A 24,359-nucleotide genomic window follows, 5' to 3' on the forward strand; every position below is an offset into this window, starting at 1 on the left:
AATTACACAGGGTACTAACGCTGTGGCACGTGAAGCCCGGGCGCAGACTCACGTAACGGCATCTTTCCCGCTGAAACTGTTCTCCTGGACGTTCCATACTAGAAGTGTTTTTATTCCAGTTATTCGCCCAGTAACTCATGGAAAGGGTCAAGGTAACAAGGAATTACTAGGTTACCATTCCTGCATCCATAAGGGAGAAACTGGACATAAGGGAGGGCGACATCGTGGAGATCACCCTCAACAACGACGAGATCGTAATAAGGAAGGCCAGGAGCAGGAGGCCCAGGATAAAACTGAACAGGAAGCTCACCGTGGATGAGGTAGAGAGGGATATAGAGGAGGGAATGAATGAGGGCAGTGGTTGACACCAACGTACTCATTTTCGATTACGTTGAGGACTCGGAGTTCCATAAGGAGAGAGAGAATTCTGGATCAGCTTGAGAGATGGGTTATCCCTCCTCTTGTGGCATGAGATGGTCTGGTTTTTCAGGAGGAATGGGCTGGACAGCAGGATAGGTGACGTGATCTCCTACCTGAATCACGAGAAAGCGGAGCTCTCGGAGGACAACTCCAGGGTGTTGAGGAAGGGACTGGAGATCATCTCGTCGGAGAAGCTATCCCTATCCCACTACAATGACGTGATCATTCTGTCCCATTCCATTATCAATGAACTGCCACTGGTCAGCTTTGACAGGAATTTGATGAAACTGGCCAGAAAGTACAACGTGAAAACTCTCTGACTCCCCGGGGATGGGCCGGAGACCGAGTTGAACCCGCGAGGATAACCTCAGGCCTGAACAGATCCAAAGAGCTGGGAGTACCGCGTTTAACCTCGTTCCAGTATTGATCGCATTCAGGGTTCGGGTGACTGCACAGGGGCAGGATAAGCTTTTGATCGTGAAACACCATTCTTCATCATGAAAATTTTCATGCTCAAGGTACACGGGAAAGGGGTAGTGGTCCTCCCGTCAGAGGTGATGAAGGCCCTGGGGATAAGGGAGGGTTCCATCCTGGAGCTCAGGGTGGAGGGTAACAGGGCTGAGATGATTGCCCCGAGGTCCCTCCTGGACCTCTTCGGGATGGACGGCGAAGGGGCGCTGGAGGTCGTGAGGGGGATGGAGGAGGAGAGGAGAAGGGAGATTGAAAGAGAGTTACGTGATTGATGCCGGAGTCGTTTCCTTGTTTCCGGGCCTCGTGAAGAGGTGTTTTGAGGACATGGTGGGGAACAGGGTGAGGCTAGTCACCAGCGAGCTGACACCCGCCGGGTTCATCTTCCATTACGCCAGGAGGTTTGGGAAGGACGTAGCTTTGGCCAGGTACAGGTCCTTAAGGAACAGCCCCCTTGAGGTGATATCACCCGACAGCTGGATAACGGAGACGGCGGGAGTGTTGAAGGCCAGCCATGGAGAGAGATTATCGCTCGCGGATTGTTTCCTTGTGGCAACTGCCATGAAGGTGAAAGGCACAGTATTGACGACCGACTCCGGGATAAGAGACGTTTACGGGAGGGTGATCAAGATAGAGTACTGAGCGACAACTCTGATCGGCTTATCCCGTTAAAGGCGACTGGGGTTGCCGGAACTCAGGTCCTCTCAGGTTATGGGTCAGCGTTATCTTCACCCTGGGCCATGGGTGTGACGGGACATTATGGAGCGTTCACGGGTGGCCTTGAAGGTAATGCGTAATCGGTTCTGATTTTCTTGGATGGGCGTCGTTTGAGGAGCACCATGTAAAGTTTATACAAGGTAGCGGTGTGCGGAGTTACCTTAATTAAAGACCTCCAGGTTTCTGCGAGATGTCAAATTGAAAGAGAACCGAGGACGTCACTTAACGGATACTCCACGCACAAGGTACTGGTGTTTTCTCTGATAACAAGTTTGGCTCTCGAGATCTCATGTAGTACTTTCTTGAAAATCCCTTCAAGCCCATTTTATCTAAAACTCTTTCAATTCAGTCCCAATAGTCTCACAATTATATTTTCATTTTAAGGTCTATGGCATTGCTCGTCTGTGAACGATTTTTATTTCAACATAAACTTCCTAGAAGAGTATCTTACCGCGTTAAAATCAGTGAAACACTATTTCAATGGGTTCCCTCTGACTTTAACCCGTTTAAGGCGGTGACGGATACTCCGCCGGGTTTATCATAACCTCCCGTGGAGATCAGTGCTCTCTCCGTAAAGATCTAAGAAACGTACTTACCATATTCTGGAGAGAGTAAAGGGGACCGTCTAGATCTCTAAGAATCTCCACAAACTAGTTATTTATAGGGAGAAGGGGATGAGGGAAGGTGAACCCCACGCGCCCGATCATGATGAACGGCTGACACTCTGACGGAGATCCCTCATCCCCTGAGGTTTCGTTATCCTCATCCCTATAAAGCTTTTTCCTCAAGTTTTTCTTGTTTTCAAACCCTCAAAGGATATCTACAAACTGTGTTATCTATATCTCTTCTCTCTATAAGACCTCCCGCTTATCCCTGTAATTTCACTCCTCCTCCCCTGTCACTATAAAGCCAATTTCCCCTAGAAAGATACGTTCATCATCTATATATTTCTCTTATCCCTTTCGCCGCCGATTTTTTTAATAGAAAAATAAACAGACTTTTACAAAATACCCCCAACACAAACCATTGAAGGTTCGAAATAGTCACCAAAAGCTAAATTAAATCGAATAGGACATAATAGGGGCATAGGGGACCGATCTGACCCCACCTAGTCATGGTGAGTGCCTTGCCGGGCGGTCATACCCTATCCCCTTTTCAATTTCCAAAAAGTTTTTGAGAACCTTTGAGGGTTTAGGCCCCCGATCACGAGAAAGCCTTAGAGAACAATCAAGGTGGTAATGGGAAACATCTTTGACCCGCCTCATCTAGGTCAGATTATGGTCGTAATATTCCTACCAGTTTACAGGGATCACCTCAGGTACCGAAATGCCTGCTTCCTGGCACTACCCATCAAGGCGGACCGTGGTATTCAGCGCCAATACGTATGGTCCAGGGATAGATAACTCATGTTACCAGTGCATCATGGTAAAGGCTCAGTGATATTTCGGTCTCTTCATGTAGACATCCAGTATTTCGCCATTTGAAGGTATCTCCATGGAGATGGGGGACCGGTTCACTTCCACGCTCCCGGGCCTTCGCAATCTCTCTCGAACTTGAAGGGTGACTGATCTCCCGGGACTACCCCACATTGTTGTATATTTGAGGGGCCTTTAACCTGAAATACACAACAAACCTAGCTAGGCTCTATCTCCCAACACATGCTCAGGTCAAAACATGGTGTGCTAGATAAATATCACCCTGACGCTGTTCATTAACCAGTACCACCAGTCTCCAAACAGTCCAGGCATAATCTAGATCACGATCTTCTCGCAGTTTGACACAACGGCCACCTCCCTCACATCCATTCCCATGGCGTCCCTCCACTCAAGGTCGGCCCCCGCCCCAATGAGGTACCTCGCCACATCCTCACGGCACTTCTCAACGGCCCAGAACAGGGGAGTCCTTCCGTTGGCCTCCAACCCGTTCACGTCAGCCCCTCTCCTCACGAGCTCCTCCACCAGGTTGAGGCATCCCTCCCCTGAGGCCACGTGAAGGGGCGAGACTCCATCCCTGTCCTTAGCCCTGACATCCGCTCCACCCGAGATGATGAGCTGGGCAATCTCCGGCATATCCCTGCATAACCTGAGGGCGTAGTGCAGTGGAGTCCTCCCCTGAGAGTCCCCCACGTTGGGATCCGTTCCGTGGTCCAGCAGGAGGGAAACGATCCTGATCAGATCATCAGGGCAGATGCGTGGGGGTGACGGCATTCCCTCACTGTCGGGATCCTTCCCGTGGTCCCTAAGCTCAGGTAACGCAGATAGGCCCCACCTTCTCAAAAACCAGGTAAAACCAGTCAGGACCTTGGGGGTGAAGCTGTCCAGGATCTGGTCCTTCCACGACCCGTCGTTGGACTTCACACGGCACTGCACTGCCAGGTGAAGGGGTGTGAGTCCCTGGTCGTCCCGGGCATTGGGATCAGCCCCAAGCCTCAGCAGATACCTGATCATTTCCTCGTCTCCCTCATCCACGGCCATGTGGAGGGGAGTTCTCCCTTTCCCGTCCCTCTCGTTCACGGTCCACCATAGCCTCCCTATCACCTCCCTGCACATCTCCTCACGGGGATCCCTTGCCCCGAACTGGCTCAGGTCCTGGGATTGGGAGAGGGGAATGCACCTTTTCACCATTGCGTGAATTGGCGCAAGCCCGCTCGGGTCCCTTATCCTGGGATCCGCTCCCCACTTGAGGAGGATAGGGATAGCCCTGGGGCATTCCCTGACCGCCACGTGAAGGGGTTTCTCCTTCCCGGCGTTGGGGTTGGCACCCCTCTCCAGCAACTTTCTCACGAGATCAAGGTTGCACATGGAGACGGCCACCTGCAGGGGGCCAGGCTCGGACATGTTCAGGTTCCCTCCCCAGTCCAGGATCAGGTCAAGGAGGGAGGGACAATCGCAGATCGCCGTGACCACCGGGTTCTCTCCCCTCACCGGAATGGCACCCCTGATCAGGAGGAGAAGGAGGAGGGATCGGTCGCAGGCAGAGACTGCGAAGTTGAGGGGAGATAGCCCCATGTCAAGAACGTTGGGATCAGCCCCAAGGGTTATGAGGACCCTCATCATCCTGGCCCTTATCTCCATGACCAGTTTCCTCTGCATTTCCCTGTCCTTCACAAGCCCAGAAATTCCCGCGGGGACGTGATCGTGAACGTGAACTATGTACCTCATGGCCTCGTCCAGTCTCTCCCTGGGCTGAAATGGTGCAATCTCCATGAACTCCAGGAGATTGCACGCGTAAATCGGTTCAAGGAGAGGATTTGTTACCATCCCTTGATTGTTTCGAAGTAATAGTGGAAAAAGATATCTGGAATTTTGGATGCGAGTTCGCCTCCCAGGGGGTGCGTGAGGAGGGTGAAGGGGGTAGCCGTGGAGGGAGTGACCAGTTCGTTGAAAATACATCATGGGATTCCGGCGTATGGTGGGGCCTCGCCTGGATATGCAGGACAGGGATGGGAGCAAGGACATGGACCTCCAGGGAGATTACAGGGAGGAGAACTGCACGCATTCAATTAGCGGGATTAACCTCGTCACCTGGACCCCACGGCTCGTGTGAGAACATACCAGGCACCGGTGTGGCAGGAGGTCAAAGATCATCCATCCAGGCTGGTCATCTCTACGAGAAATGCCCCCTATATCCATCCTGGATGGTCTGGACGCATGGACCCTCCGGTTGAGACCCCCCTGGGAATTCCGGCTCCATGACCTCAACCTCGGCGTGAAATGGTAGAAATAGCCATGAGAAATCTGATCAACTGCCTTCCATGGCCCCAACCACACCCCAAGGCCTTATCCCATCCCGAGTACGCGATTAGGTGAAGGACCTGTCTGCACCAGCTACCCGCGACATGGGTTTGAGTAGAACTGGAACCCCGCTGACCAAAACCTGCGCTATCACGGTGATGTCACCGGGGATGTCCATCGCACAAGATCCCAGCGCCAGTGGGTGGTGAGTGATATCTAGCCTTCATTGAACTCGTCACTTTTGTTACTGAAGGATAGGAAGTTACAGGAATTACCAGACCAGGCTATCTCTGCACCAGTGAGAGCTGTGCATCAAGGCACCAGTGGGAGGTATCAAGGATAATTTAACGTGGAATACACGACAAACCAGTCCTCTTGTCGCGATGAGGAACCTCAAGATGCGCCTGAGGGAGTACCTCACCCTCTTCCGGTGCAAGTTTTCATCCGCTCTCCTGGTGCCCATGCCTGCACGTTGATCTAGGCTTTTCGCAATTCTTCCCAGTGATGTCCACATCACGGGAAAATATGAAGGTCCAATCTTCCCAGGTTCTCAAGAACTAGATCAAGGAAAAAATCGTTGTCTTCATCACGCTGTCCTCAATCAGGACCTTGCCTTCACTTCTTTCTGTTTCTCCTCCTTGGGCTTACCCAGCACGGAGTAGGGGAACTGCTCGTAGACCACGGTGGCGCTCACCAGCAGGATCACCGGTATTATTCCCACAGCCGCTACCTGCTGAGCTGTCAGGGGCTTCGTTGCCGTGTTTCCCGTCACCAGGGCCGCGACCACCAGCTCCAGTATGAACCCCACGATGAACAGGACCTTGAACGCCCTGTCCATCCTCTCCAGGTTCCTTTCCCTCTGCTCGGTCATTTGTACATCACCTTCGCAGTTATGATCATTGCAGCGAACACCGCGGCCGTGAACTCAAGACCGCTCAGGGCCATCTGCATGTCACCGCTCAGTATGTGTCCACTTGCGCATCCCCCTGCCATCCTTGCACCGAACAGCATCAGGTAACCACCCACGAAGGATCCCACGAAACGCAGTGCCTGGTTACTCCCGAACCTGCTGGCCCAGCTGGGAGGTATTATGTTCCTGAAGGAGGTGAACCTCCTGGTGATGAACACGGCGCTGAAGAACGCTCCCATCAGGGTTCCAATGTCGCTGAAGGGCTCCCATCCTATTCCCTTGAACACTATCTGGCTGTAGGTGAAGGAGGGCATGAAGAGCTGGCCCACTATCCAGGAGTACGTTGTGGACTCGCCGAAGATCTGGTGTAGGAACATCTCCAGGACCACGGTGAGCCCAACTATGCCCGCCACAGACACCATGAACCACCTGGTCACGTTGCTCTCCGTTGCGTAGTACTCGTTCACCTTCTTCGCCAGGGATGTCTGGGAGTAGGGAAGAGCTCCGTCCGTCAGGTAGATTGCAGTGTCCAGGTGCTTCTGTATCTCCAAGGGAGTGTTTCTCCTCTCAATGTTCTCCCTTATGCAACTCCTTGTTCCTCCCTTATACCTGGGAAGGTAATATGCCACCAGGAAGAGCCCAATGGCGTAAACAAGGGATATGCCGAAGAGGTCCACGGGGGTAAGTCCGGAGAAGGGCTGAATCACGAACGCGGATACATGTTTCCCTCCTATCACCAGGCTTCCGAAGTTCAGCGTCTTCACCAGCCACTGACCTGCGCTGGTCTGAAACAGGGCAGTCCACGAAGCAGCTCCAAGGAGGGCTCCCAGCAGGGCGTAGATTGCGTCCCTCCTGCCCTCACCGAGGGCCATCCAGATTGAGCCAGGGAAGTAACCGGCTATTGCCAGCCCCGCTCCGAAGAGCACACCGCCCAGACCCACGCCCACCAGATAAAGGGGCTTGGGACTGAAGTGAAAACCGATACCGAGGGCGTATAGCCCGAAGAGCACGGGAGTGGAGATGGCAAGACCCAGGGCTATGCAGATCACGAAGAGCCTGTCCTCCCACTTTGCTAGCCTTATTAACGTCTCAGGATTGGCTATGCCCCAGGCCTCGGCAGCTGCTCCTATCACGAACCCTATGAGAATTCCAACCCACATGGGTGCTGTAAAGGTTATCATCTCGAGCACCAAAATCTATTTCCGCATTTGAAGGTAAAGTATCTTGATATAGTTTTTATGCAATAAAGTCATTAACCAGGTTTATTAGAGTTCTAAGAAATAATGGCAAAAAGATGAGGGGAGACACCATTTAATAAGTGAAAAGCTTGTGTGGGGAACAGGGTGAGGAGAAGCTGTGTTAAGGATAACGGGGGGAGGAGGGAGAATGGCTGGGGGCGGTGACCACTGAACACTATTTAATAGAGAGGGGATGAAACTGAGAAATAGTTAAGGGAGAACCACCAGGATAGCGGAACGGTCTCCAGAAGTTTAAATAGGCGAACTCCCAATCCCCTGTGTGGCCAGAACTTCTTATTCGGCCATCCAGCTGGCTGAAGAGTACTACTCCCTGGCCCTTAAGCTCATGGAGAAGAAGCGTTACGCCGATGCTGTCAGGAAATTGAGGAAGGCCATAAGCCTGTACCGCGACAACCACCTCTTTCACTACAAACTGGGAAATGCCCTCTTCTACACCGGAAAGTACCTTGAGGCCATTGAAGAGTTCGACGTGGCGATCAGCATAAATCCCGGTTACATTAACGCCCACTACAACAAGGGGGTGATCCTCATGGAGGAGTTCAAGTGGTATGAGTACGCTTTGGAGGAGTTTGACAAGGTCATCAGCCTTGACCAGAATGACGTGGATGCGCACAGGAGGAAGGCTGACTGCCTCTATTACCTTGGAAGGTATGAGGAGGCTGCCGAGGAGTACACCGTGGTCATGTCCTTTGATAGGAGCTACTGGTAGGTGGACGGTCAGGTTTTTTCTTGGTGAGCCAATGGCTTTATGCGAGTTTTCCCAACTCCCTGAAAGGTGCCTGTGCCAGAGAAAAAATCAAAGGATGTCCATCATTTTCTCTTGACGGAACATCCCCTTCTCAGGATGTTGACCCTCCACCATCCCACCCTTCCCACTCCAGTCGCGGGATTCCCTGTACCCAGGTATATCCTTCCTGGGTTGGCCCCATCAATTTGGATCTCAAGGCGTGGATCACGACCCCGCCCCGGAGGTAGTGGATCCTGGAGGAGACGCGGGTGCTGTCATTGTGAAACCGAATTTTCCTCTCCCCTGATGGTCCTGACCGCAGGGTTGAGCTTGAGCTCAGCTCGGTTTGCTGTGTATTTCGCGTCAAAGGCCCCTCAAATACATAATATGAGATAACCTCAGCACGGAGCTTCACCACTGTACTTTCCTCATGGACTCTGCGCCAAGGTGGACCGCAACTCTAGGGAGATTAACCCTCTGCACTTAACCCCACGCTTTCCCCGTTCCGTCGCTCACTGGCTCGATCTCGGCCTTACCTCTCAGCTTGATCTTCCCGTGGATAGTCCTGATCCAGCAAACCGGTAATTCCCATCCTGTTAAGAGACCTTCATATCCCCTCAATACCCTCCCATGGATGGACAAAGAAGCACTGGTTCTCTCAAGTTAAGAGACCTTCATATCCCCTCAATACCCCTGCACGTGAAGGAAGGCGAGGAACCAGTTGAGCATCAGGGGAGCTCCGTGCTCGGTCCCAGCGTTCCTGCTGTCCTCCTGGAGAAGCTTGTGCCACTGTTCAAGGAGGGACAGGAATCTCCTACTGGTTACGAGGCTCTCGTCATACTTCCCAGTCCCCGGTGTATCTCCTCTTCTAACATGCCCAAGTCGTGTTTTCAAACCTTCTAATGATATCTACAAACCCTCCCTTAAGGGATAGAAATCGAGGGATGAAGGGGATAGTGAGGGCTTGGACAACTGACGAATGCGGATGGCTTGGAAGCTGACCCAGACCCCTTCATCCCCACATCACCGTATTTCTTCTCTTTTAAATAAGTTTTTCCTCGCATAGTGAGTTTGCCCACAGTATCGTTACTAAGGTACAGATTCTGGGAGCAACCCTCTCTCAGAGAACTAGAACTACGGAGTGCCTCATTATATCCAAGCTTCTGTCCACCTTGGTTGCCCACTTGAACCTCACGAGCCTGTACCTGAGGAGTGAGAGGACTCATGAGAGTTTAATGGGTGACGCCACACTGCGTTCCGGAGGAGGTAGAGATGTAGTTCGTGACCCAGGTCCCCTTCCCAAGTGCATGGGCTCCTGTCTGTAATGGAGAACATAAAGTGCATTCCAGTCCTGGAGGACACGAATCCTGTGAAGACCCATGAGTGAAATGCTACCTATACAATGTTTATACCTTAATAATGGCCTGTGGACACACTCATAGTTTCACTCAAAGGATCTCTAATATAAGATTCTAGAAATATAGTCTATTCACTGAAAGTCTTTCAAATCCTCAAAGGATCTCTACAAACAAGGGAGAGAAAGAAAGCGGTGTAATATGGTTATGGAATTGTTTCAAATCCTCAAAGGATCTCTACAGACTCACGTGTCTTCCCCTGTACTCGTACAGGTACTGCTGGTTTCAAATCCTCAAAGGATCTCTACAAACTCGTAGGAGCTCCTCCTCGTCTTTGTCTAGTTTCCTATCGTTTCAAATCCTCAAAGGATCTCTACAAACCTAGGTATACCATTATCACGCCTCCGGCCATTAATAGTTTCAAATCCTCAAAGGATCTCTACAAACACTATAGACTTGATAAGCACGGATAACTCCTCAAATATGTTTCAAACCCTCAAAGGATCTCTACAAACTCTACCTGGCTCACAGGTATGCGTAGATCGGCACAGGTTTCAAACCCTCAAAGGATCTCTACAAACACCTGTAAAACTTCCCTTATCTCCTTTTTATGTATCTCGTTTCAAACCCTCAAAGGATCTCTACAAACATGGTGAGTATTACCTCTTCTTGAACAGGTGTGACGAGTTTCAAACCCTCAAAGGATCTCTACAAACATACCCGTATGGGAAATATAGATATGTGGAACAGCCCCCAGTTTCAAACCCTCAAAGGATCTCTACAAACCTCAACTCCCAGCCCATGGCTGGGAGTCGAGAAGGAGTTTCAAACCCTCAAAGGATCTCTACAAACTTTCAGGGGAGGGCCTAAGGATATGCTCGCGAAACTCGAGTTTCAAACCCTCAAAGGATCTCTACAAACAATTGATGAAGTCAAGGGAACTAACGACTTGAGGTAGTTTCAAACCCTCAAAGGATCTCTACAAACTGAAATAATAGAACATAAGCCAAATAAGTCCGGTCACTTGTTTCAAACCCTCAAAGGATCTCTACAAACCATGATAGAGGCTGGCAAGAAGTACAGAGAGAACTACATGTTTCAAACCCTCAAAGGATCTCTACAAACCAGACTGTGGGGAGAAGAAATAGAGGTCGTGGAAAGAGGTTTCAAACCCTCAAAGGATCTCTACAAACAGAGAAAAGAGTCAACGTAAATTTAACGCATGATTCAGCGTTTCAAACCCTCAAAGGATCTCTACAAACGGAAAATGGGCTATACCATACAGGAAAAGTTCACGTGCAGTTTCAAACCCTCAAAGGATCTCTACAAACTACGACCCAGAAGAAGGATATGAAATCGCAGAGAGGCGTTTCAAACCCTCAAAGGATCTCTACAAACAATTTCAACGCTGAACCTTTACAATTTAGAGTTATAGGTTTCAAACCCTCAAAGGATCTCTACAAACTCACCTGTACATCCCACTATCCACGAACATTTTTCCCTGTTTCAAACCCTCAAAGGATCTCTACAAACCCCAGATGTAGATGTCTGAACATGGTATCACCACGCTAGTTTCAAACCCTCAAAGGATCTCTACAAACACAGTACCGGAGACCAATCTGACACCGCAACAGATAGCTGTTTCAAACCCTCAAAGGATCTCTACAAACTAGAAGCCACGTTCTCCAGCGTATTCAACGACATCCAGGTTTCAAACCCTCAAAGGATCTCTACAAACGAGTTAACCAGAACAGGGCAAAAGTACAGTGCAATAGTTTCAAACCCTCAAAGGATCTCTACAAACTGTAACAGCACCATTTAGAACTCTACCACCAGTGCCTGGTTTCAAACCCTCAAAGGATCTCTACAAACCGTTCCCTAGTGCATTCTGTATTCCCTGTCCTAGACTTCCGTTTCAAACCCTCAAAGGATCTCTACAAACCTGGATCATCAAGAAGAAGGATGGGACCACGAGAACTAGTTTCAAACCCTCAAAGGATCTCTACAAACTGATCTCTGACTTTCTGAAACACAGAAGGGAAACTAAGTTTCAAACCCTCAAAGGATCTCTACAAACTTGACCGTAGAGTTCACCAGATAGATGCGGACGTTATGGTTTCAAACCCTCAAAGGATCTCTACAAACTGGGAACCCAACTAGGGCTCCTGCCAGAAAGAGATATGGTTTCAAACCCTCAAAGGATCTCTACAAACCCCCTACAGGATTAAGAATTTCTTAATGCTACTTTCATGTTTCAAACCCTCAAAGGATCTCTACAAACGATATGTATTGATGTCATTACTGTCAATATCGTGGTAGTTTCAAACCCTCAAAGGATCTCTACAAACTTTTCCTCTCTCTCCTCACTCATTCTCTCTCTTTTTGTTTCAAACCCTCAAAGGATCTCTACAAACTTCTGTTCCAGGTCGAAGTCTTTCTTTGCTATGGCGTTTCAAACCCTCAAAGGATCTCTACAAACTGAGTGGAACGTGGTCGGTGTAACAATTTGAAATTATTGTTTCAAACCCTCAAAGGATCTCTACAAACACTAAAAGTGAAATACTTAAAAATGGCACGAAAACACGGTTTCAAACCCTCAAAGGATCTCTACAAACTCGATCTTGCAAATTCAATTAACTTCGCGTTGTTGAGTTTCAAACCCTCAAAGGATCTCTACAAACCAGACCCAAACAACTCGGCCGATATTTATTTAGGAAATGTTTCAAACCCTCAAAGGATCTCTACAAACCAGAGATCACTAAAGACTAGCGACAGAATGCCGATACGTTTCAAACCCTCAAAGGATCTCTACAAACACGAGGCGTATAAATTTTGTAATGTCCGCGGTCTTTAGTAGTTTCAAACCCTCAAAGGATCTCTACAAACTGAAGAGAATAGCACTGTATCGCCCGTTCACTTTCCACGTGTTTCAAACCCTCAAAGGATCTCTACAAACCCTTTTTCGCGGATCCTGATATGTTTTGGGAAACGGTGTTTCAAACCCTCAAAGGATCTCTACAAACCACTCTTCCAGATATTCAAAATCGCGAAGAAGATAGCGTCGTTTCAAACCCTCAAAGGATCTCTACAAACATCAAGTCTTTCCAACACAACCCTGTCGTGGTCAAGAGTTTCAAACCCTCAAAGGATCTCTACAAACACCTGTGGGGGAAACCCCCACACCCCCTAGATTTTCCTTTTGTTTCAAACCCTCAAAGGATCTCTACAAACTTGCCGTAATAACCCACAATTATGTGAATTAAACTAGTTTCAAACCCTCAAAGGATCTCTACAAACCATATCTTCCAATATTTGAGGGAATCTTAGGTTTTTCGTTTCAAACCCTCAAAGGATCTCTACAAACCGATACCCCGGATCCGCTGTCACACGTCTGTGACATGTTTCAAACCCTCAAAGGATCTCTACAAACCAAATCAAATCAGGGACAAAGTGAAAGATACATTATATTGTTTCAAACCCTCAAAGGATCTCTACAAACTTTGGAGGGCGAATAATATGGTCAGTTGTTATCGGACCACGCATGAAAAAGAAGAGATAGAGGACGCAAGTTTCAAACCCTCAAAGGATCTCTACAAACAAGAGCTTAGGAGAACAATAAATGAATACTTAAGGAGATGTTTCAAACCCTCAAAGGATCTCTACAAACCGTTCACAGAGATCTGGCTGATTATCGCGTCTTTAGGGTTTCAAACCCTCAAAGGATCTCTACAAACGGTATCAGCGAAGAAAAAGAACTGAATGAAAGTGAATAGTTTCAAACCCTCAAAGGATCTCTACAAACAATAATTGAAATATCGGGTGGATTTGTTGAAATTGGAGTTTCAAACCCTCAAAGGATCTCTACAAACCGAATCCAAGAAGTTGTGGAATACACGGAAGGGAACGGTTTCAAACCCTCAAAGGATCTCTACAAACGGGAAGAGACATTGTTTATATACGGTTGTAAAATGTTTCAAACCCTCAAAGGATCTCTACAAACGCCCCTGACACTCTGGAACGTGAAGATCGTTCTCAGTAACGCGTTTCAAACCCTCAAAGGATCTCTACAAACCCACAACCTTGCTGATATTCGCGATACTCGTCTTGTTGTTTCAAACCCTCAAAGGATCTCTACAAACACAACCATTTTTATTCACCCTCTACGAAGAAAATTCGTTTCAAACCCTCAAAGGATCTCTACAAACTCCTATTTAAGTCTTTCTTACTAACACGCCACGTCCGGGTTTCAAACCCTCAAAGGATCTCTACAAACGATTATGAATTGTGATAATATGTGTGGGGGGACTATCAGTTTCAAACCCTCAAAGGATCTCTACAAACTCCTCAAATCCTGAAACAAATCCTTCCCAAGACAATCAGGTTTCAAACCCTCAAAGGATCTCTACAAACTAAAACCTGTCCCGGCTGTAGGGCGAATTTCTGAATGGTTTCAAACCCTCAAAGGATCTCTACAAACTATGGCAAAAAGGGCACTTCACTTCTTTGCGAATATGAGTTTCAAACCCTCAAAGGATCTCTACAAACGAGACAAAAGAACGAAGATGAAGTTCCTAGTCTCAGTCATTGTTTCAAACCCTCAAAGGATCTCTACAAACCACAGAGAGCACAGTCGAGCTCCATATACCTGGGATGAGGTTTCAAACCCTCAAAGGATCTCTACAAACCAGGTACCACTCCTCAAATTTCAGGGGGGTGGCCAGAGTTTCAAACCCTCAAAGGATCTCTACAAACTCCTTTATGTAAGAACACCTAACCTTAGCCTGAACGCCAGTTTCAAACCCTCAAAGGATCTCTACAAACTCCCAATGATGAAGTTGCCTTCTATCTGGTTGTGTTAGGGTTTCAAACCCTCAAAGGATCTCTACAAACCTGATTCTGCTAGCCATAATAGTCCTTATGATATTTGGTTTCAAACCCTCAAAGGATCTCTACAAACTATAGGTAGTGATTCATTTTCTCTTCACTTGTGGGGGTTTCAAACCCTCAAAGGATCTCTACAAACAAGGCATATGCTCTAGCATTTACATATTCCTTTAAACCCAGTTTCAAACCCTCAAAGGATCTCTACAAACATCCATTTGAGGAGTTCAGCGTGAGGTTGGGTGTTTGTATGGTTTCAAACCCTCAAAGGATCTCTACAAACCGCTCAAGGAATACGAAAAATTGCGGGAATCGGTAAGTTTCAAACCCTCAAAGGATCTCTACAAACTCGAACATATCAGGATGAAGATAATCGAGAAATTCTGGTGTTTCAAACCCTCAAAGGATCTCTACAAACAATTCTGGAAAAAACTATCATGAAGGACGAATTCGCAGTTTCAAACCCTCAAAGGATCTCTACAAACCTACGCCCCCACACCCCCTTCGCCCCACGCCCCGATTGGTTTCAAACCCTCAAAGGATCTCTACAAACTGGTTTGATGACTACTGGACCTAGAGGTCCAACTAAGGTTTCAAACCCTCAAAGGATCTCTACAAACACTATATCTGCCACCCAGGAAAGTTTCAGAACTGGGATGTTTCAAACCCTCAAAGGATCTCTACAAACGACAAAAGAGATATACACTTCTGGTATGGAACAACCAGTTTCAAACCCTCAAAGGATCTCTACAAACACCCAGAGATCCACACTTACACCAGCCACATAGACACCCAGTTTCAAACCCTCAAAGGATCTCTACAAACTCCTGTTCCAGAAAATTGTAATGAAGTGGAAGATAGTGGTTTCAAACCCTCAAAGGATCTCTACAAACTCCACTATCTCCAGGAATTTTCCGCCAAGCGCCTTCTCGGTTTCAAACCCTCAAAGGATCTCTACAAACGAATATGAAAATAGAACTGGTTCTGGATGGTCAAAAGGGTTTCAAACCCTCAAAGGATCTCTACAAACATCCCTATGGTGTGGGAAACAGCAAAAGGAGCCTACGGGGTTTCAAACCCTCAAAGGATCTCTACAAACGTGAGGTTCCTCGCGTTCATTGAACCCATTGGACCTCAGTTTCAAACCCTCAAAGGATCTCTACAAACTTTTCTCAAACTTCTTGAACACCAGAATGAATGGGTGTTTCAAACCCTCAAAGGATCTCTACAAACCCCTGGGTTCTTCTCTTCTGTATCTGGATGTGGTGAAAAGTTTCAAACCCTCAAAGGATCTCTACAAACTCTTGTAATTCTGAAGTGATATCATCTGGTCGCTCTGCGGGTTTCAAACCCTCAAAGGATCTCTACAAACTCCTCTTTTTGTATCAAGCCATGTCGCGTTTAAAGAGTTTCAAACCCTCAAAGGATCTCTACAAACGATATTTGTCTTCAATTTCAACACCATCAATTTTATAAGTTTCAAACCCTCAAAGGATCTCTACAAACTGTAGCGTAGTTGGGCTTACCTCGGGGAATGAGTTTCAAACCCTCAAAGGATCTCTACAAACTGTGCCTGGTACTGGGAGAAAGAGTACCCTGTTGTCTAGTTTCAAACCCTCAAAGGATCTCTACAAACTGTCATAAAGGTCAGCCTGTCTGGTGTTCAGTCTGTGTTTCAAACCCTCAAAGGATCTCTACAAACCCCTGTGATGGACCTGATAAGTTCTGGTTTACTTTTTGGTTTCAAACCCTCAAAGGATCTCTACAAACCAGACTCTACAGTTACGCATAGAACGTCCCCGATACCGGTTTCAAACCCTCAAAGGATCTCTACAAACAGCTCTTATTTCTTACATCTTTTCTCCCTAAAAAACCTTCCCCCGGACTCGGCAATTCAACCCCTCCCTTCCCTCCCCTTTCACTGCCGAGGTAATTTTCCCTCAAAAAGATATGTTCATCTCTACACATTTCCGCTCTCCCTTTCACTGCCGATTTTTCAATAGTAAAATAAACAGACTTTCACAAAATTCCCTGATCTCCGCAAACAATTAAATCATCCCCTCCTTCTAACATCAGGTAACGATGAGGATCTGCATGTCCTTCCTGGCGAGGGGCCACGTCCCCACACACTACAACTACCTCGTACAATCGGCGATCTATCATCGTCTCCCAGGGAGGATTTCCAGGGCTCTCCACGAAAAGGGTATCAGGGAAGGCCCCAGGCATTTCAAAATGTTCACCTTCTCACGCCTTTACGGCGACTTCACCAGGGACCAGGAGGGACTGCTCTTCAGGGATAGGGCCTACCTCTGCTTCTCCTCTCCCCTAGAGAGGGTCGCCACGGAGGTTTATCGATCCTTTCTCGTGGATCCGGTAATGAGACTGGACAATGCCGAGCTCATGGTGGAGGTCATGAAGGTGGTGGAGGAACCTGAGTTCACTAGCTCAACCCTGGTGTACACCCTCTCCCCAATCACAGTTTACAGGAAGTCGGATGACGGGATCAGGTACTACTCCCCTTACGAGCTGGAGTGGGGCGCCCTCGTGGACCTGAACGCCAAGAGGAAGTATCACGCTCTTAAGGGTAGATACCTGAAGTCCGGGTTGCAGGTGAGACCTCTCAACGCCGGCCTGATCAGGGTGAAGTACAAGGATAACCTAATCATGGCCTGGAAGGGAGAGTTCCAGATGAGGGGTCCCAAGTCCCTGCAAAGGGTCGTATACGAGGCGGGGATGGGGAGCAAGAACAGTCAGGGCTTCGGCATGATAGAGGTGAAGGGGAGGAGAATGAGGGATCTCCTCAGCCTCGAATGAAACGGAATTGGGGCGGTGATCGGCTGAGAGGACAGGGTGGGTCAGGTGGCCGGTCGTGAAGACCGAAGAGGAGAACCTCCTGACTTCCAGACAACGGCTCACGAACTCATTTCTTTAAAAAGTTAATTCCTCAACAGGAAAAATATATGGGCACTGTATGTTTTTTTAAAGGAATTTGTGAAAATCTTCAATATCACGGGATAATACCATCTTTCCCTTCGGATCTCAGGTAGTTTTATCCCTGGTTAACGGTGGTTGAAACGGGATCAATAGGGGATAGAAAAGGGTCTGAAATCTTTCTAGGGGTCTCGATGCTCTGGAGACCCAGTGTGTGTAGTGTGTGGATTTTCTGAAAACTAAGCCTTATCCGTCGTGACACCACGGCTCAGCCAAGCCTTATCCTGACGTGATTCACTCAAATACTCCAGACACCACTGTGTGTGGAGTTGCTAATAAGGACCTCCAGGTTTCCGTGAGATGTCAAATTGAAAGGGAGCCTGAGACGTCGCTTAACACATACTTCACACCCTACTGGAGACCGGCACTGCGCTTGGGCGGACCTGACATGGGGCATCCCTGCAGGATCGTGCTGGAGATCGATCAGAACCGACAGTGATAGCTGGTAGGTACTGGTTTCGTGAAGCGACAATGACGGGGCGAGAGGATCCATCGGATGAGGCCTGGTCACAGGGAACGCGACGCGGGACCCGGTGGTCTCGACGGTTTCATCCTCTGGCGGGAACGCAACATATCTCCACGTGACGGTCGCATACTCTTCATGTCTCGATGGTCTTATCCTCCGCTGATCATCACGACACCGGGAGGCTCACACAGAGTGTAAGCGTAAGAATCCCGCGAAATCCCGCTCGCCCCGGACGGGAAACCCAGGACTTACCTTCTCAAGATCTGGACCACCTGATACTGTGTATTTAGGGAGCCCTTAACGTGGAGTACCCGGGAAACCGGGCCAGGTCAAAAATCCATGTCCGGGGTACGGAGACTCAGGGTAACGTGATTCAGTGACATCGGGTCCCAAAGGGGCCATTCATCCCATGGAAGGACCAGGCATAAACTCGCCCTCGAGGAAAACACCGGCGCCCCACAGGGACCACACAGATGGTCTTCAGAGTTCTGGGAGAACTACGGATGCCCTGTCACCCGTGACCGAATACCGGGCTCCCCGACACCTTCACCGTCTTCATCTGGCTACGTATGGCCTATATGTCATCTCCCCCATGACGTGCCTCTCGAGCTTGTACCCCTCCATTCTTATCAGTGAGGTGTAGCTCACCTTCCTCCTCTTCACCGTTATCGTGCTGGACAGCTTCCTGTCGTACTCTGAGAGGAACTTCCTCAGCGCCTCCCTTGTGAGGCGGAGTCCGGAGGAGCCCTCCTCGAAGTCCTGTGGGGTTATGGATCCCCTGTTAATCATGGAGATTATGAGCCTGTCCACCACCACGGGCTTGAATACCTCCGCCACGTCCAGATTGAGGGAGAACCTGCGGAAGTTGGTGGTATGGAGGAAGCCTATCCTGGGGTCCAGATGTGTCTTCCTGATCTCATCCAGAACCGTGACGTAGAGCAGGGAGTTTCCAAGGCTTATGAGGCTGTTGAGCCTGTTCTGGGGAGGCCTTCTAGTCCTCTTCTCAAAGGCGAAATCCTCTCCTAGAACCTGATCGAAGCATGAGTAATACATCTCCCTTGCGTTCCCCTCGACTCCCAGTAGCTCCTGAACCGAGGATACATCCCTGTCCAGAAAGGTCCTGAGCTTGCTGGCGCACTCCGGAAGACCGTTCTCCCTCAGAATTAGTGCCATGTTCCTGATGGAGCCCTCCACGAAGGCCCTGGCCAGGGTCAGGCGTAGCCCAGGATCGTTGTAATGCTCCACCTGTTTCAGGAGAAGGTAACCAGAGACGTGATGGGTGACAGGGAGGTAACTTCCCAGGTAATGCCCCCTCAGGGTGAAGAAATGGAGGGGAATCCCTGCCCTGCTGAGGAAATGGAGGAACCTCTTGTTCAGCGTGACCTCCCCGAGAACGTAGATGGACTCAACCTCCGTGTAAGGAAGATACCTGGTTCCTTCCCTGGTGATGAAGGAGATGGTGTTGGACTTTCGCTTCAGGGTGCCGGAAGAGGTGATGAAAATCCTCTTCATGGGTAAATGTGGTTAAGGAGGGAAAAATAGTTTCATGACATTTGAAGGATGAAAACTCAGGTGATAGAAGCGATCGTGATAGAGTTCCAATAGTACTTTCCTGAAAATCCCTTCAAGTCCATTTTACCTAAAAGTTTTTCAGATCTGTCCAAGGATCTTCCAGTTAAATTTTATCTTTAAGATCAATGACATCGCTCATCTATGAACGATTTTCGTTTTGGTATGGATTTTCTTGAAGAATATCTCACTACGTTAAAATCCGTAAAGCACTATTCCAAAAAAGTTTCCGACATTTTACGGCCCGCATGGGCTCATCAAGTCCTGGGCCCGACAAAGGAGGGAACTGGTAACTGGATGAGAAAGGGAGGGGGTAATCCACGTTCAAACCCGACCCACCACTCCAGATCCCCCCAGTCCAGAGGAGGGTCACGCAGGCTCTGATCGAATCCTCCGAAGTGGGCACTTTTCATAGAGACGTGAGCCTGATCAGGTTTGTATTATTTCACGTTTAGGCCCCCTCAAATACACAATTATGGGGCATAGAGTCGTAAAATTTGTATAAATTCATCATTATGGCGTTGAGAGTTCCCATTGAAACTTGGGATACACTAACGTGACGACGCTACGACGGCGGGACTCCATAAACCCGGTGTGTGGAGTATTTGAACGAATCACATCGGGATAAGGCTTAGCTGGGCAATGGTGTCACGATGGATAATGCTTAGTTTTCAGAAAATCCACACCCATAAACCGGGTAAAAACCTACACTGAGTACCAGGGTAAAGGCGCAGTGTGGTGGGCCTCCTTTAACGCCTTTAACGGTCTCATACCCCCGTTCTGGCTCAGGAGCTTAGTTCTGGGGCACGGGTTTCGCCGAGTCCACGCCCCCTTGTGCTCAGGACGGAGGGCATAAAGGGACGGGATCGTGCCCGCTCTCCGTTGCCCTACGCCCCGGAAAGCCTCACCCCATGAACAGGGTCCCTCCATCGTCACCGTCCCCTGATTGAGGCTCTTTGCCCCTGGAGTCACGTGTTCTATCCAGCAATCCAGGCCTGTACGCACGGAGACCCTCTCAGACCTGATCAAAATCGCGCAGATCTGGAGGGCTCCTCAGACTGATGGGTCAAATCGCCCGCCCCCTATATTACGTTGCTATCCGGGTCCGTGACCCTTCCCAGGATTTCCCTCTTCACTCCCTTCCTGTTCTCCATCCTGTATATGACGACGTAATCCTGATCCCTCATTATTTTCCCTAGCTCTGCCCTGAGCAGTTCCAGCCGACCCTCCGTGATCTCGCCCTCAAACACCGATCTCTGAACCCACACGAGGTACTTCCTGCAGGTCTTGAGCACCCTGTTCACCCTGGTCTCATCTATATCGTAAACCAGAATGACGTACATCAATCTTTATAGTTGTGAATCGCCATAATAATCCATGCTATACTCCCTGCTGAAAATGGCCGAGGCCGGAATGGACCTAACCTCCCAGGATATCCCCACGCAGAAGGTTGAGCAGAAGAAGGGAAAGGAGGGAATGGAGATAATAGTCTTTGACTGCGATAAACGCCAGGTTTACTCCATCTCCGAGAAAATCACGGACAGGACATCCGAGGAATGGAACTTCGTGGGGAACTCTCCAGCCAACAGCCCCCAGGACGTGATAACCACAGACACCCTCAAGTACATTCTTGGGGTGGACGAGAAGGGAGAACCGGTGAAACCCACCAAGTTCTCCCTGAAAGTTGTCGCCGAGAGAATTCAGGGCGAACCAGCGGAGGCACTCCGGGCCGTTCTCTCCTGGTACAATCCCTCCACCCTGGATCTCACCAAGTTCAACTGGAAGGCTGCGCTCTACTCGGTGAGGGTTATCCTCCACGGTAAGGAGGTGGACATAGCCAAAACCAGGGAATACAGGGAACACCTGTTGAGGAGGTCCACTGTGGGCAAGTCCCAGGTCAACACCTCGGTCAGGTGTCAGATCTGCGGGGGTCCCGGAGCCCTGGACGATCCTGACTATCCAGCCGGATCTCCCCTTAAGGTTTACATTGTTGATAAGCTCGGGTTCGCATCGGGAATTGCGGACTCTCCAGAGGCCAGGCTCAGGTCACACGCCATCTGTCCCCGGTGCAGGAACAGGTTACTTGTGATCTCCAAGAGACTTGAAGACTTCTCGGTGAGGATAAATAAACTCAAGGCCTATGTCCTCATCCTTTCCCAGCAACCCGTCAAGTTCACTCCATCCTCCTCAGGCTGGATACTTGAGGAGCTGGAGGCCCTCTACAGGGGCGAGAAGGAGGTTCAGATAGTGTCTGGGGGGCAGGCCCAGATCACCCTGCTGTTCGGTGAAAGACAGCAGTCCAAGTTTAGACTTTACAGGATGATCCCCGACGTTCCAGTGTTCAGACTGGTGGAGTTCACCAGGACTGCCGGGGTTGTGCGTTCGAGCAGGGACTCGGATCCTCGGGGCCTTGGCCTCACGGAACTGTCCGGGAAGGCTTCACTGGATCTGTCCTTCAACTCCCTCTACTCCGTGCTACCCGTTGAGGACATGGGTAACACCCCGAGGTACATCCCCTTCCTGGACGCGATTCAATCCATTCTCCTGGAGTACCCCCTTGACCAGGACCACCTCTACGCCCAGTTCCTCAGCGTACTGAGATGCAGGAGATATGACACATGCCTCAATTCCATGACTGGGAAGTTCAGCCTGGAGGATGTGGCCATCCTTCAAACAAGCTTTATTAAGTTGTTCAGGCTACTGGGAATCATGTCAACTCCTTCACAACCAGTTCAGACCCTAGAGAAAGGAGATATCTACGATTACGTGAACAGGATAGGGCTCAATAAGGGCCAGGCCGGCCTCTTCCTCCTGGGGGCTGTGATCGCGTACATAGGAAGAGAGCAGTACCGCAAGGGAGATGAGAAGAAGGCAATTCTGGACAGGATAGATTACGAGGGAATGGACGTTGGAGACATCCTGACCCTGGTGAACAGGGTTTATGAGTCGGCTAGGGACTACAAGGTGCTCAACCGGACACAGGTGTTGCTGAGCGATGCCAATACCTACATCCTGGAGGGGAGAGATCAGCTGACCAATCCGGTGGAGAACGTCTTCCACATCCTCTCAGGGTATTCATTCCAGACAAAGTTATTTATGACCAAACAGGATAATGAGTGAGGTGGAATTTCGTGAAAAACAGTGAGATCCTTTTCGTGTATGAGGCCAAGTTAACCAATCCCAACGGTGATCCGGACGACGAGAACAGGCCAAGGATGGACCCCAAGTCCAAGAGGAACCTCGTCTCAGACGTGAGGTTGAAGAGATATCTCAGGGACTACATAGCCTCCAGGTACGGGGAGGAAAAGGTATGGGTGACCAAGATGGAGGGGAAAACGGTGGATGCCACGGATAGGGTGAACAAACTTGGAGGACCCGATAACGTTCTCAAGAACTGCATAGACGCCAGGCTCTTCGGTGCCACCATCCCCCTTAAGGGAGAGGGTAAATCCAAGGGCGCTTCCATCTCCTATGTTGGGGCAGTTCAGTTCACCTGGGGCATGTCCCTCCACAGGGTGGACCTTGTGGACTCCAGGTCCATAACCTCGGTTTTCGCGGGGAGGGATTCCGGGGAGGAGACCAAGTATGGAACAATTGGAAAGGATTACAGGGTTTACTACTCCATGATAGCCTTTCACGGTGCCGTGAGCGCGAAGAGGGCTGAGAAGCTCGGGACCAGGGACGAGGATCTGAGGGTGCTGGACAACGGGCTTTGGGAGGCTTTGCTCACAGAGACCATCACCAGGAGCAAGATAGGGCAGAGGCCCCTTCTCTACCTGAGGGTTGAGTACGACGGGGATAACTTCCTCGGAGACCTGAGGAGGTTCATAGACGTGGAGGAGAAGGATGCCGTGAGGGACATCTCAGACGTCAAGGTTAAGTGGGACAGGCTTGTCGCCGAGATCGCCAGGGCGAATCCCCCGGCAGTGTACGTGAGGTGCGCCTCAGATCCAGTGATACAGGACCTGTGCTCGAAGCTGAAGAGCACCCTGGGGGACAGGGTGAAGTCCCTGCCCCGGTAATTACGGGTAAGCGCCATGGAGGTACTGAGGTTCAGGATATCGGGTTACATGGCCCACTTCAGGAAGGTATATTCCAACTCCACCTCCCTGACCTACTTCTTCCCTCCAAGGACAACGGTGATGGGCCTCCTGGCCGGCGCGATGGGTAGGGACAGGGACTCCTACTATGAGGATTTCTCGGATCTGAAGATTGCGGTAATACCCAGGACTCAGCTGAGGAAACTGGTGTTCGCTGAGAGTTACCTGGATACCGATAGCCTCAGCGCAGATAAGTTCAGGGGGATAGGAAACAGGGTGCCCACCACCAGGGAGTTCGTTGTTGGAGATCAGGGTCTCACCTATGAGGTGTGGGTTGCTGAGGGAAAGGAGTTTGAGAGGGCCCTACGATACCCCGTTTATCCTCCCTCCCTGGGACCGGCAAACCTTCTGGCGTGGGTTCACGACGTGAGGGTGGAGGAGTGCACTCCAGTTCAGGAGATCTCGGGGGAAGTTGTGGGAGTGGTGAGGGCGAATCTGGTGGATGTAACGCCAGAGTCAGGACAGAAGGTGGTGGTGGAGGAGCTGGTGCCCAGGGAGTTCGACGGGGAGAGGCACTCGGGACCCCTGGTAAACTACTATCTAGAAGTTAGGGGAAGGCCCATCAGGGTGAAGGGTAAGGCAGAGGGAGTGCGGTGCGGGGAGACGGCCGTCTTCATGTGACCTAGCGGGTGAGTTCCGTTCACTGCGCTAGTTTTTACCCAGTTCTCCGGGCTGTGCCCGTGAGGACTGAACTCAATTAACCCCTGAAGGGATGGGGATACGTTCTCAGGACGGTACCCATGCCGGAGGATAAAAGTTCAT

General features: G+C 49.7%; 21 protein-coding genes and 1 CRISPR repeat array. Of the genes, 13 read left to right on the top strand and 8 right to left on the bottom strand.

What is annotated here, in order from left to right; all coding sequences use genetic code 11:
- Positions 1–206: 206 nt before the first annotated feature.
- The 5 genes from QVC96_RS09235 to QVC96_RS09255 all read left to right on the top strand — a co-directional run bounded on the left by QVC96_RS09235 (position 207) and on the right by QVC96_RS09255 (position 3,008).
- Positions 207–365, top strand: coding sequence for an AbrB/MazE/SpoVT family DNA-binding domain-containing protein (locus QVC96_RS09235; protein ID WP_425597993.1), 159 nt, complete (start codon positions 207–209; stop codon positions 363–365).
- Positions 366–473: 108 nt separating this feature from the next.
- Positions 474–740 (top strand): hypothetical protein, encoded by a 267-nt coding sequence (locus QVC96_RS09240; protein ID WP_287689023.1) that lies wholly within the window; start codon positions 474–476, stop codon positions 738–740.
- A 177-nt stretch (positions 741–917) separates the two neighbouring features.
- Positions 918–1,163: an AbrB/MazE/SpoVT family DNA-binding domain-containing protein gene (locus tag QVC96_RS09245; RefSeq protein ID WP_287689024.1), complete on the top strand. Its 246-nt coding sequence runs from the start codon at positions 918–920 to the stop codon at positions 1,161–1,163.
- Positions 1,141–1,530 carry a type II toxin-antitoxin system VapC family toxin gene (locus tag QVC96_RS09250; RefSeq protein WP_287689025.1) on the top strand — a complete coding sequence of 130 codons (390 nt, stop codon included), beginning with the start codon at positions 1,141–1,143 and terminating at the stop codon, positions 1,528–1,530. The genes QVC96_RS09245 and QVC96_RS09250 overlap by 23 nt, the downstream gene beginning before the upstream one ends.
- Positions 1,531–2,882: 1,352 nt before the next feature.
- Entirely contained in the window at positions 2,883–3,008 is a 126-nt protein-coding gene (locus tag QVC96_RS09255) for a hypothetical protein (RefSeq protein ID WP_287689026.1), read from the top strand.
- Between the two features lie 348 nt (positions 3,009–3,356).
- On the opposite strand, the gene QVC96_RS09260 is transcribed toward QVC96_RS09255, so the two are convergent.
- Positions 3,357–4,865, bottom strand: coding sequence for an ankyrin repeat domain-containing protein (locus QVC96_RS09260; protein WP_287689027.1), 1,509 nt, complete (start codon positions 4,863–4,865; stop codon positions 3,357–3,359).
- An 84-nt stretch (positions 4,866–4,949) separates the two neighbouring features.
- On the opposite strand from QVC96_RS09260, the gene QVC96_RS09265 reads away from it, so the two are divergent.
- Positions 4,950–5,111 (top strand): hypothetical protein, encoded by a 162-nt coding sequence (locus QVC96_RS09265; RefSeq protein ID WP_287689028.1) that lies wholly within the window; start codon positions 4,950–4,952, stop codon positions 5,109–5,111.
- Positions 5,112–5,940: 829 nt separating this feature from the next.
- Here QVC96_RS09265 and QVC96_RS09270 read toward each other — a convergent pair.
- Positions 5,941–6,210 carry a hypothetical protein gene (locus QVC96_RS09270; RefSeq protein WP_287689029.1) on the bottom strand — a complete coding sequence of 90 codons (270 nt, stop codon included), beginning with the start codon at positions 6,208–6,210 and terminating at the stop codon, positions 5,941–5,943.
- The gene (locus QVC96_RS09275; protein ID WP_287689030.1) at positions 6,207–7,430 is read right to left on the bottom strand and encodes a YeeE/YedE thiosulfate transporter family protein; all 1,224 of its coding nucleotides are present in this window, start codon (positions 7,428–7,430) and stop codon (positions 6,207–6,209) included. Before QVC96_RS09275 ends, QVC96_RS09270 begins: the two co-directional genes overlap by 4 nt.
- Before the next feature lie 337 nt (positions 7,431–7,767).
- Between QVC96_RS09275 and QVC96_RS09280 the strand changes: the two genes are divergently transcribed.
- A complete protein-coding gene (locus QVC96_RS09280; RefSeq protein ID WP_287689031.1) occupies positions 7,768–8,217 on the top strand; it encodes a tetratricopeptide repeat protein in 450 nt (149 codons plus the stop codon).
- Positions 8,218–8,718: 501 nt separating this feature from the next.
- Here the strand turns inward: QVC96_RS09280 and QVC96_RS09285 are convergent.
- Positions 8,719–8,856, bottom strand: a complete 138-nt coding sequence (locus QVC96_RS09285; RefSeq protein WP_287689032.1) for a hypothetical protein — start codon at positions 8,854–8,856, stop codon at positions 8,719–8,721.
- A 9-nt stretch (positions 8,857–8,865) separates the two neighbouring features.
- Between QVC96_RS09285 and QVC96_RS09290 the strand changes: the two genes are divergently transcribed.
- The 3 genes from QVC96_RS09290 to QVC96_RS09300 all read left to right on the top strand — a co-directional run bounded on the left by QVC96_RS09290 (position 8,866) and on the right by QVC96_RS09300 (position 17,901).
- A complete protein-coding gene (locus QVC96_RS09290) occupies positions 8,866–9,138 on the top strand; it encodes a hypothetical protein (RefSeq protein WP_287689033.1) in 273 nt (90 codons plus the stop codon).
- Between the two features lie 597 nt (positions 9,139–9,735).
- A CRISPR array of direct repeats spans positions 9,736–16,309; the repeat unit is 30 nt; unit sequence GTTTCAAACCCTCAAAGGATCTCTACAAAC.
- Positions 16,310–16,553: 244 nt separating this feature from the next.
- Positions 16,554–17,285: a CRISPR-associated endoribonuclease Cas6 gene (gene cas6, locus QVC96_RS09295; protein WP_287689034.1), complete on the top strand. Its 732-nt coding sequence runs from the start codon at positions 16,554–16,556 to the stop codon at positions 17,283–17,285.
- 436 nt (positions 17,286–17,721) lie between these two features.
- Entirely contained in the window at positions 17,722–17,901 is a 180-nt protein-coding gene (locus QVC96_RS09300) for a hypothetical protein (protein WP_287689035.1), read from the top strand.
- Between the two features lie 582 nt (positions 17,902–18,483).
- On the opposite strand, the gene cas1b is transcribed toward QVC96_RS09300, so the two are convergent.
- From cas1b to cas2, 4 genes are all read right to left on the bottom strand, one after another.
- Entirely contained in the window at positions 18,484–19,440 is a 957-nt protein-coding gene (gene cas1b / locus QVC96_RS09305; RefSeq protein WP_287689036.1) for a type I-B CRISPR-associated endonuclease Cas1b, read from the bottom strand.
- A gap of 314 nt (positions 19,441–19,754) precedes the next feature.
- Positions 19,755–19,910 (bottom strand): hypothetical protein, encoded by a 156-nt coding sequence (locus tag QVC96_RS09310; protein WP_287689037.1) that lies wholly within the window; start codon positions 19,908–19,910, stop codon positions 19,755–19,757.
- A gap of 292 nt (positions 19,911–20,202) precedes the next feature.
- Positions 20,203–20,502 carry a hypothetical protein gene (locus tag QVC96_RS09315; RefSeq protein ID WP_287689038.1) on the bottom strand — a complete coding sequence of 100 codons (300 nt, stop codon included), beginning with the start codon at positions 20,500–20,502 and terminating at the stop codon, positions 20,203–20,205.
- Positions 20,503–20,579: 77 nt separating this feature from the next.
- Positions 20,580–20,840 carry a CRISPR-associated endonuclease Cas2 gene (gene cas2 / locus QVC96_RS09320; protein ID WP_287690470.1) on the bottom strand — a complete coding sequence of 87 codons (261 nt, stop codon included), beginning with the start codon at positions 20,838–20,840 and terminating at the stop codon, positions 20,580–20,582.
- A gap of 34 nt (positions 20,841–20,874) precedes the next feature.
- Here cas2 and QVC96_RS09325 point away from each other — a divergent pair, with 34 nt between their 5' ends.
- From QVC96_RS09325 to cas5, 3 genes are read left to right on the top strand one after another with little or no spacing between them, the layout of a single operon-like run.
- On the top strand, positions 20,875–22,617 hold the full coding sequence (locus tag QVC96_RS09325) for a TM1802 family CRISPR-associated protein (RefSeq protein ID WP_287689039.1): 1,743 nt from the start codon (positions 20,875–20,877) through the stop codon (positions 22,615–22,617).
- Between the two features lie 11 nt (positions 22,618–22,628).
- Positions 22,629–23,519 carry a type I-B CRISPR-associated protein Cas7/Csh2 gene (gene cas7b, locus QVC96_RS09330; RefSeq protein ID WP_287689040.1) on the top strand — a complete coding sequence of 297 codons (891 nt, stop codon included), beginning with the start codon at positions 22,629–22,631 and terminating at the stop codon, positions 23,517–23,519.
- Between the two features lie 15 nt (positions 23,520–23,534).
- Positions 23,535–24,218 carry a CRISPR-associated protein Cas5 gene (cas5, locus tag QVC96_RS09335; protein ID WP_287689041.1) on the top strand — a complete coding sequence of 228 codons (684 nt, stop codon included), beginning with the start codon at positions 23,535–23,537 and terminating at the stop codon, positions 24,216–24,218.
- Positions 24,219–24,359 lie beyond the last annotated feature (141 nt).

The organism is Metallosphaera javensis (ex Sakai et al. 2022), from assembly GCA_021654415.1.
In the GTDB taxonomy this organism is placed as follows: Archaea; Thermoproteota; Thermoprotei_A; order Sulfolobales; family Sulfolobaceae; genus Metallosphaera; species Metallosphaera javensis.

What these genes read in the sequence shown, in the direction of transcription:
- QVC96_RS09240 (WP_287689023.1), top strand. Translation starts at nt 474, where the DNA reads ATGGTCTGGTTTTTCAGGAGGAATGGGCTGGACAGCAGGATAGGTGAC.
- QVC96_RS09245 (WP_287689024.1), top strand. Translation starts at nt 918, where the DNA reads ATGAAAATTTTCATGCTCAAGGTACACGGGAAAGGGGTAGTGGTCCTC.
- QVC96_RS09255 (WP_287689026.1), top strand. Translation starts at nt 2,883, where the DNA reads ATGGTCGTAATATTCCTACCAGTTTACAGGGATCACCTCAGGTACCGA.
- QVC96_RS09260 (WP_287689027.1), bottom strand. Translation starts at nt 4,865, where the DNA reads ATGGTAACAAATCCTCTCCTTGAACCGATTTACGCGTGCAATCTCCTG.
- QVC96_RS09270 (WP_287689029.1), bottom strand. Translation starts at nt 6,210, where the DNA reads ATGACCGAGCAGAGGGAAAGGAACCTGGAGAGGATGGACAGGGCGTTC.
- QVC96_RS09275 (WP_287689030.1), bottom strand. Translation starts at nt 7,430, where the DNA reads ATGATAACCTTTACAGCACCCATGTGGGTTGGAATTCTCATAGGGTTC.
- QVC96_RS09290 (WP_287689033.1), top strand. Translation starts at nt 8,866, where the DNA reads ATGGATGGACAAAGAAGCACTGGTTCTCTCAAGTTAAGAGACCTTCAT.
- cas6 (WP_287689034.1), top strand. Translation starts at nt 16,554, where the DNA reads ATGAGGATCTGCATGTCCTTCCTGGCGAGGGGCCACGTCCCCACACAC.
- cas1b (WP_287689036.1), bottom strand. Translation starts at nt 19,440, where the DNA reads ATGAAGAGGATTTTCATCACCTCTTCCGGCACCCTGAAGCGAAAGTCC.
- QVC96_RS09310 (WP_287689037.1), bottom strand. Translation starts at nt 19,910, where the DNA reads ATGAAAAGTGCCCACTTCGGAGGATTCGATCAGAGCCTGCGTGACCCT.
- cas2 (WP_287690470.1), bottom strand. Translation starts at nt 20,840, where the DNA reads ATGTACGTCATTCTGGTTTACGATATAGATGAGACCAGGGTGAACAGG.
- QVC96_RS09325 (WP_287689039.1), top strand. Translation starts at nt 20,875, where the DNA reads ATGCTATACTCCCTGCTGAAAATGGCCGAGGCCGGAATGGACCTAACC.
- cas5 (WP_287689041.1), top strand. Translation starts at nt 23,535, where the DNA reads ATGGAGGTACTGAGGTTCAGGATATCGGGTTACATGGCCCACTTCAGG.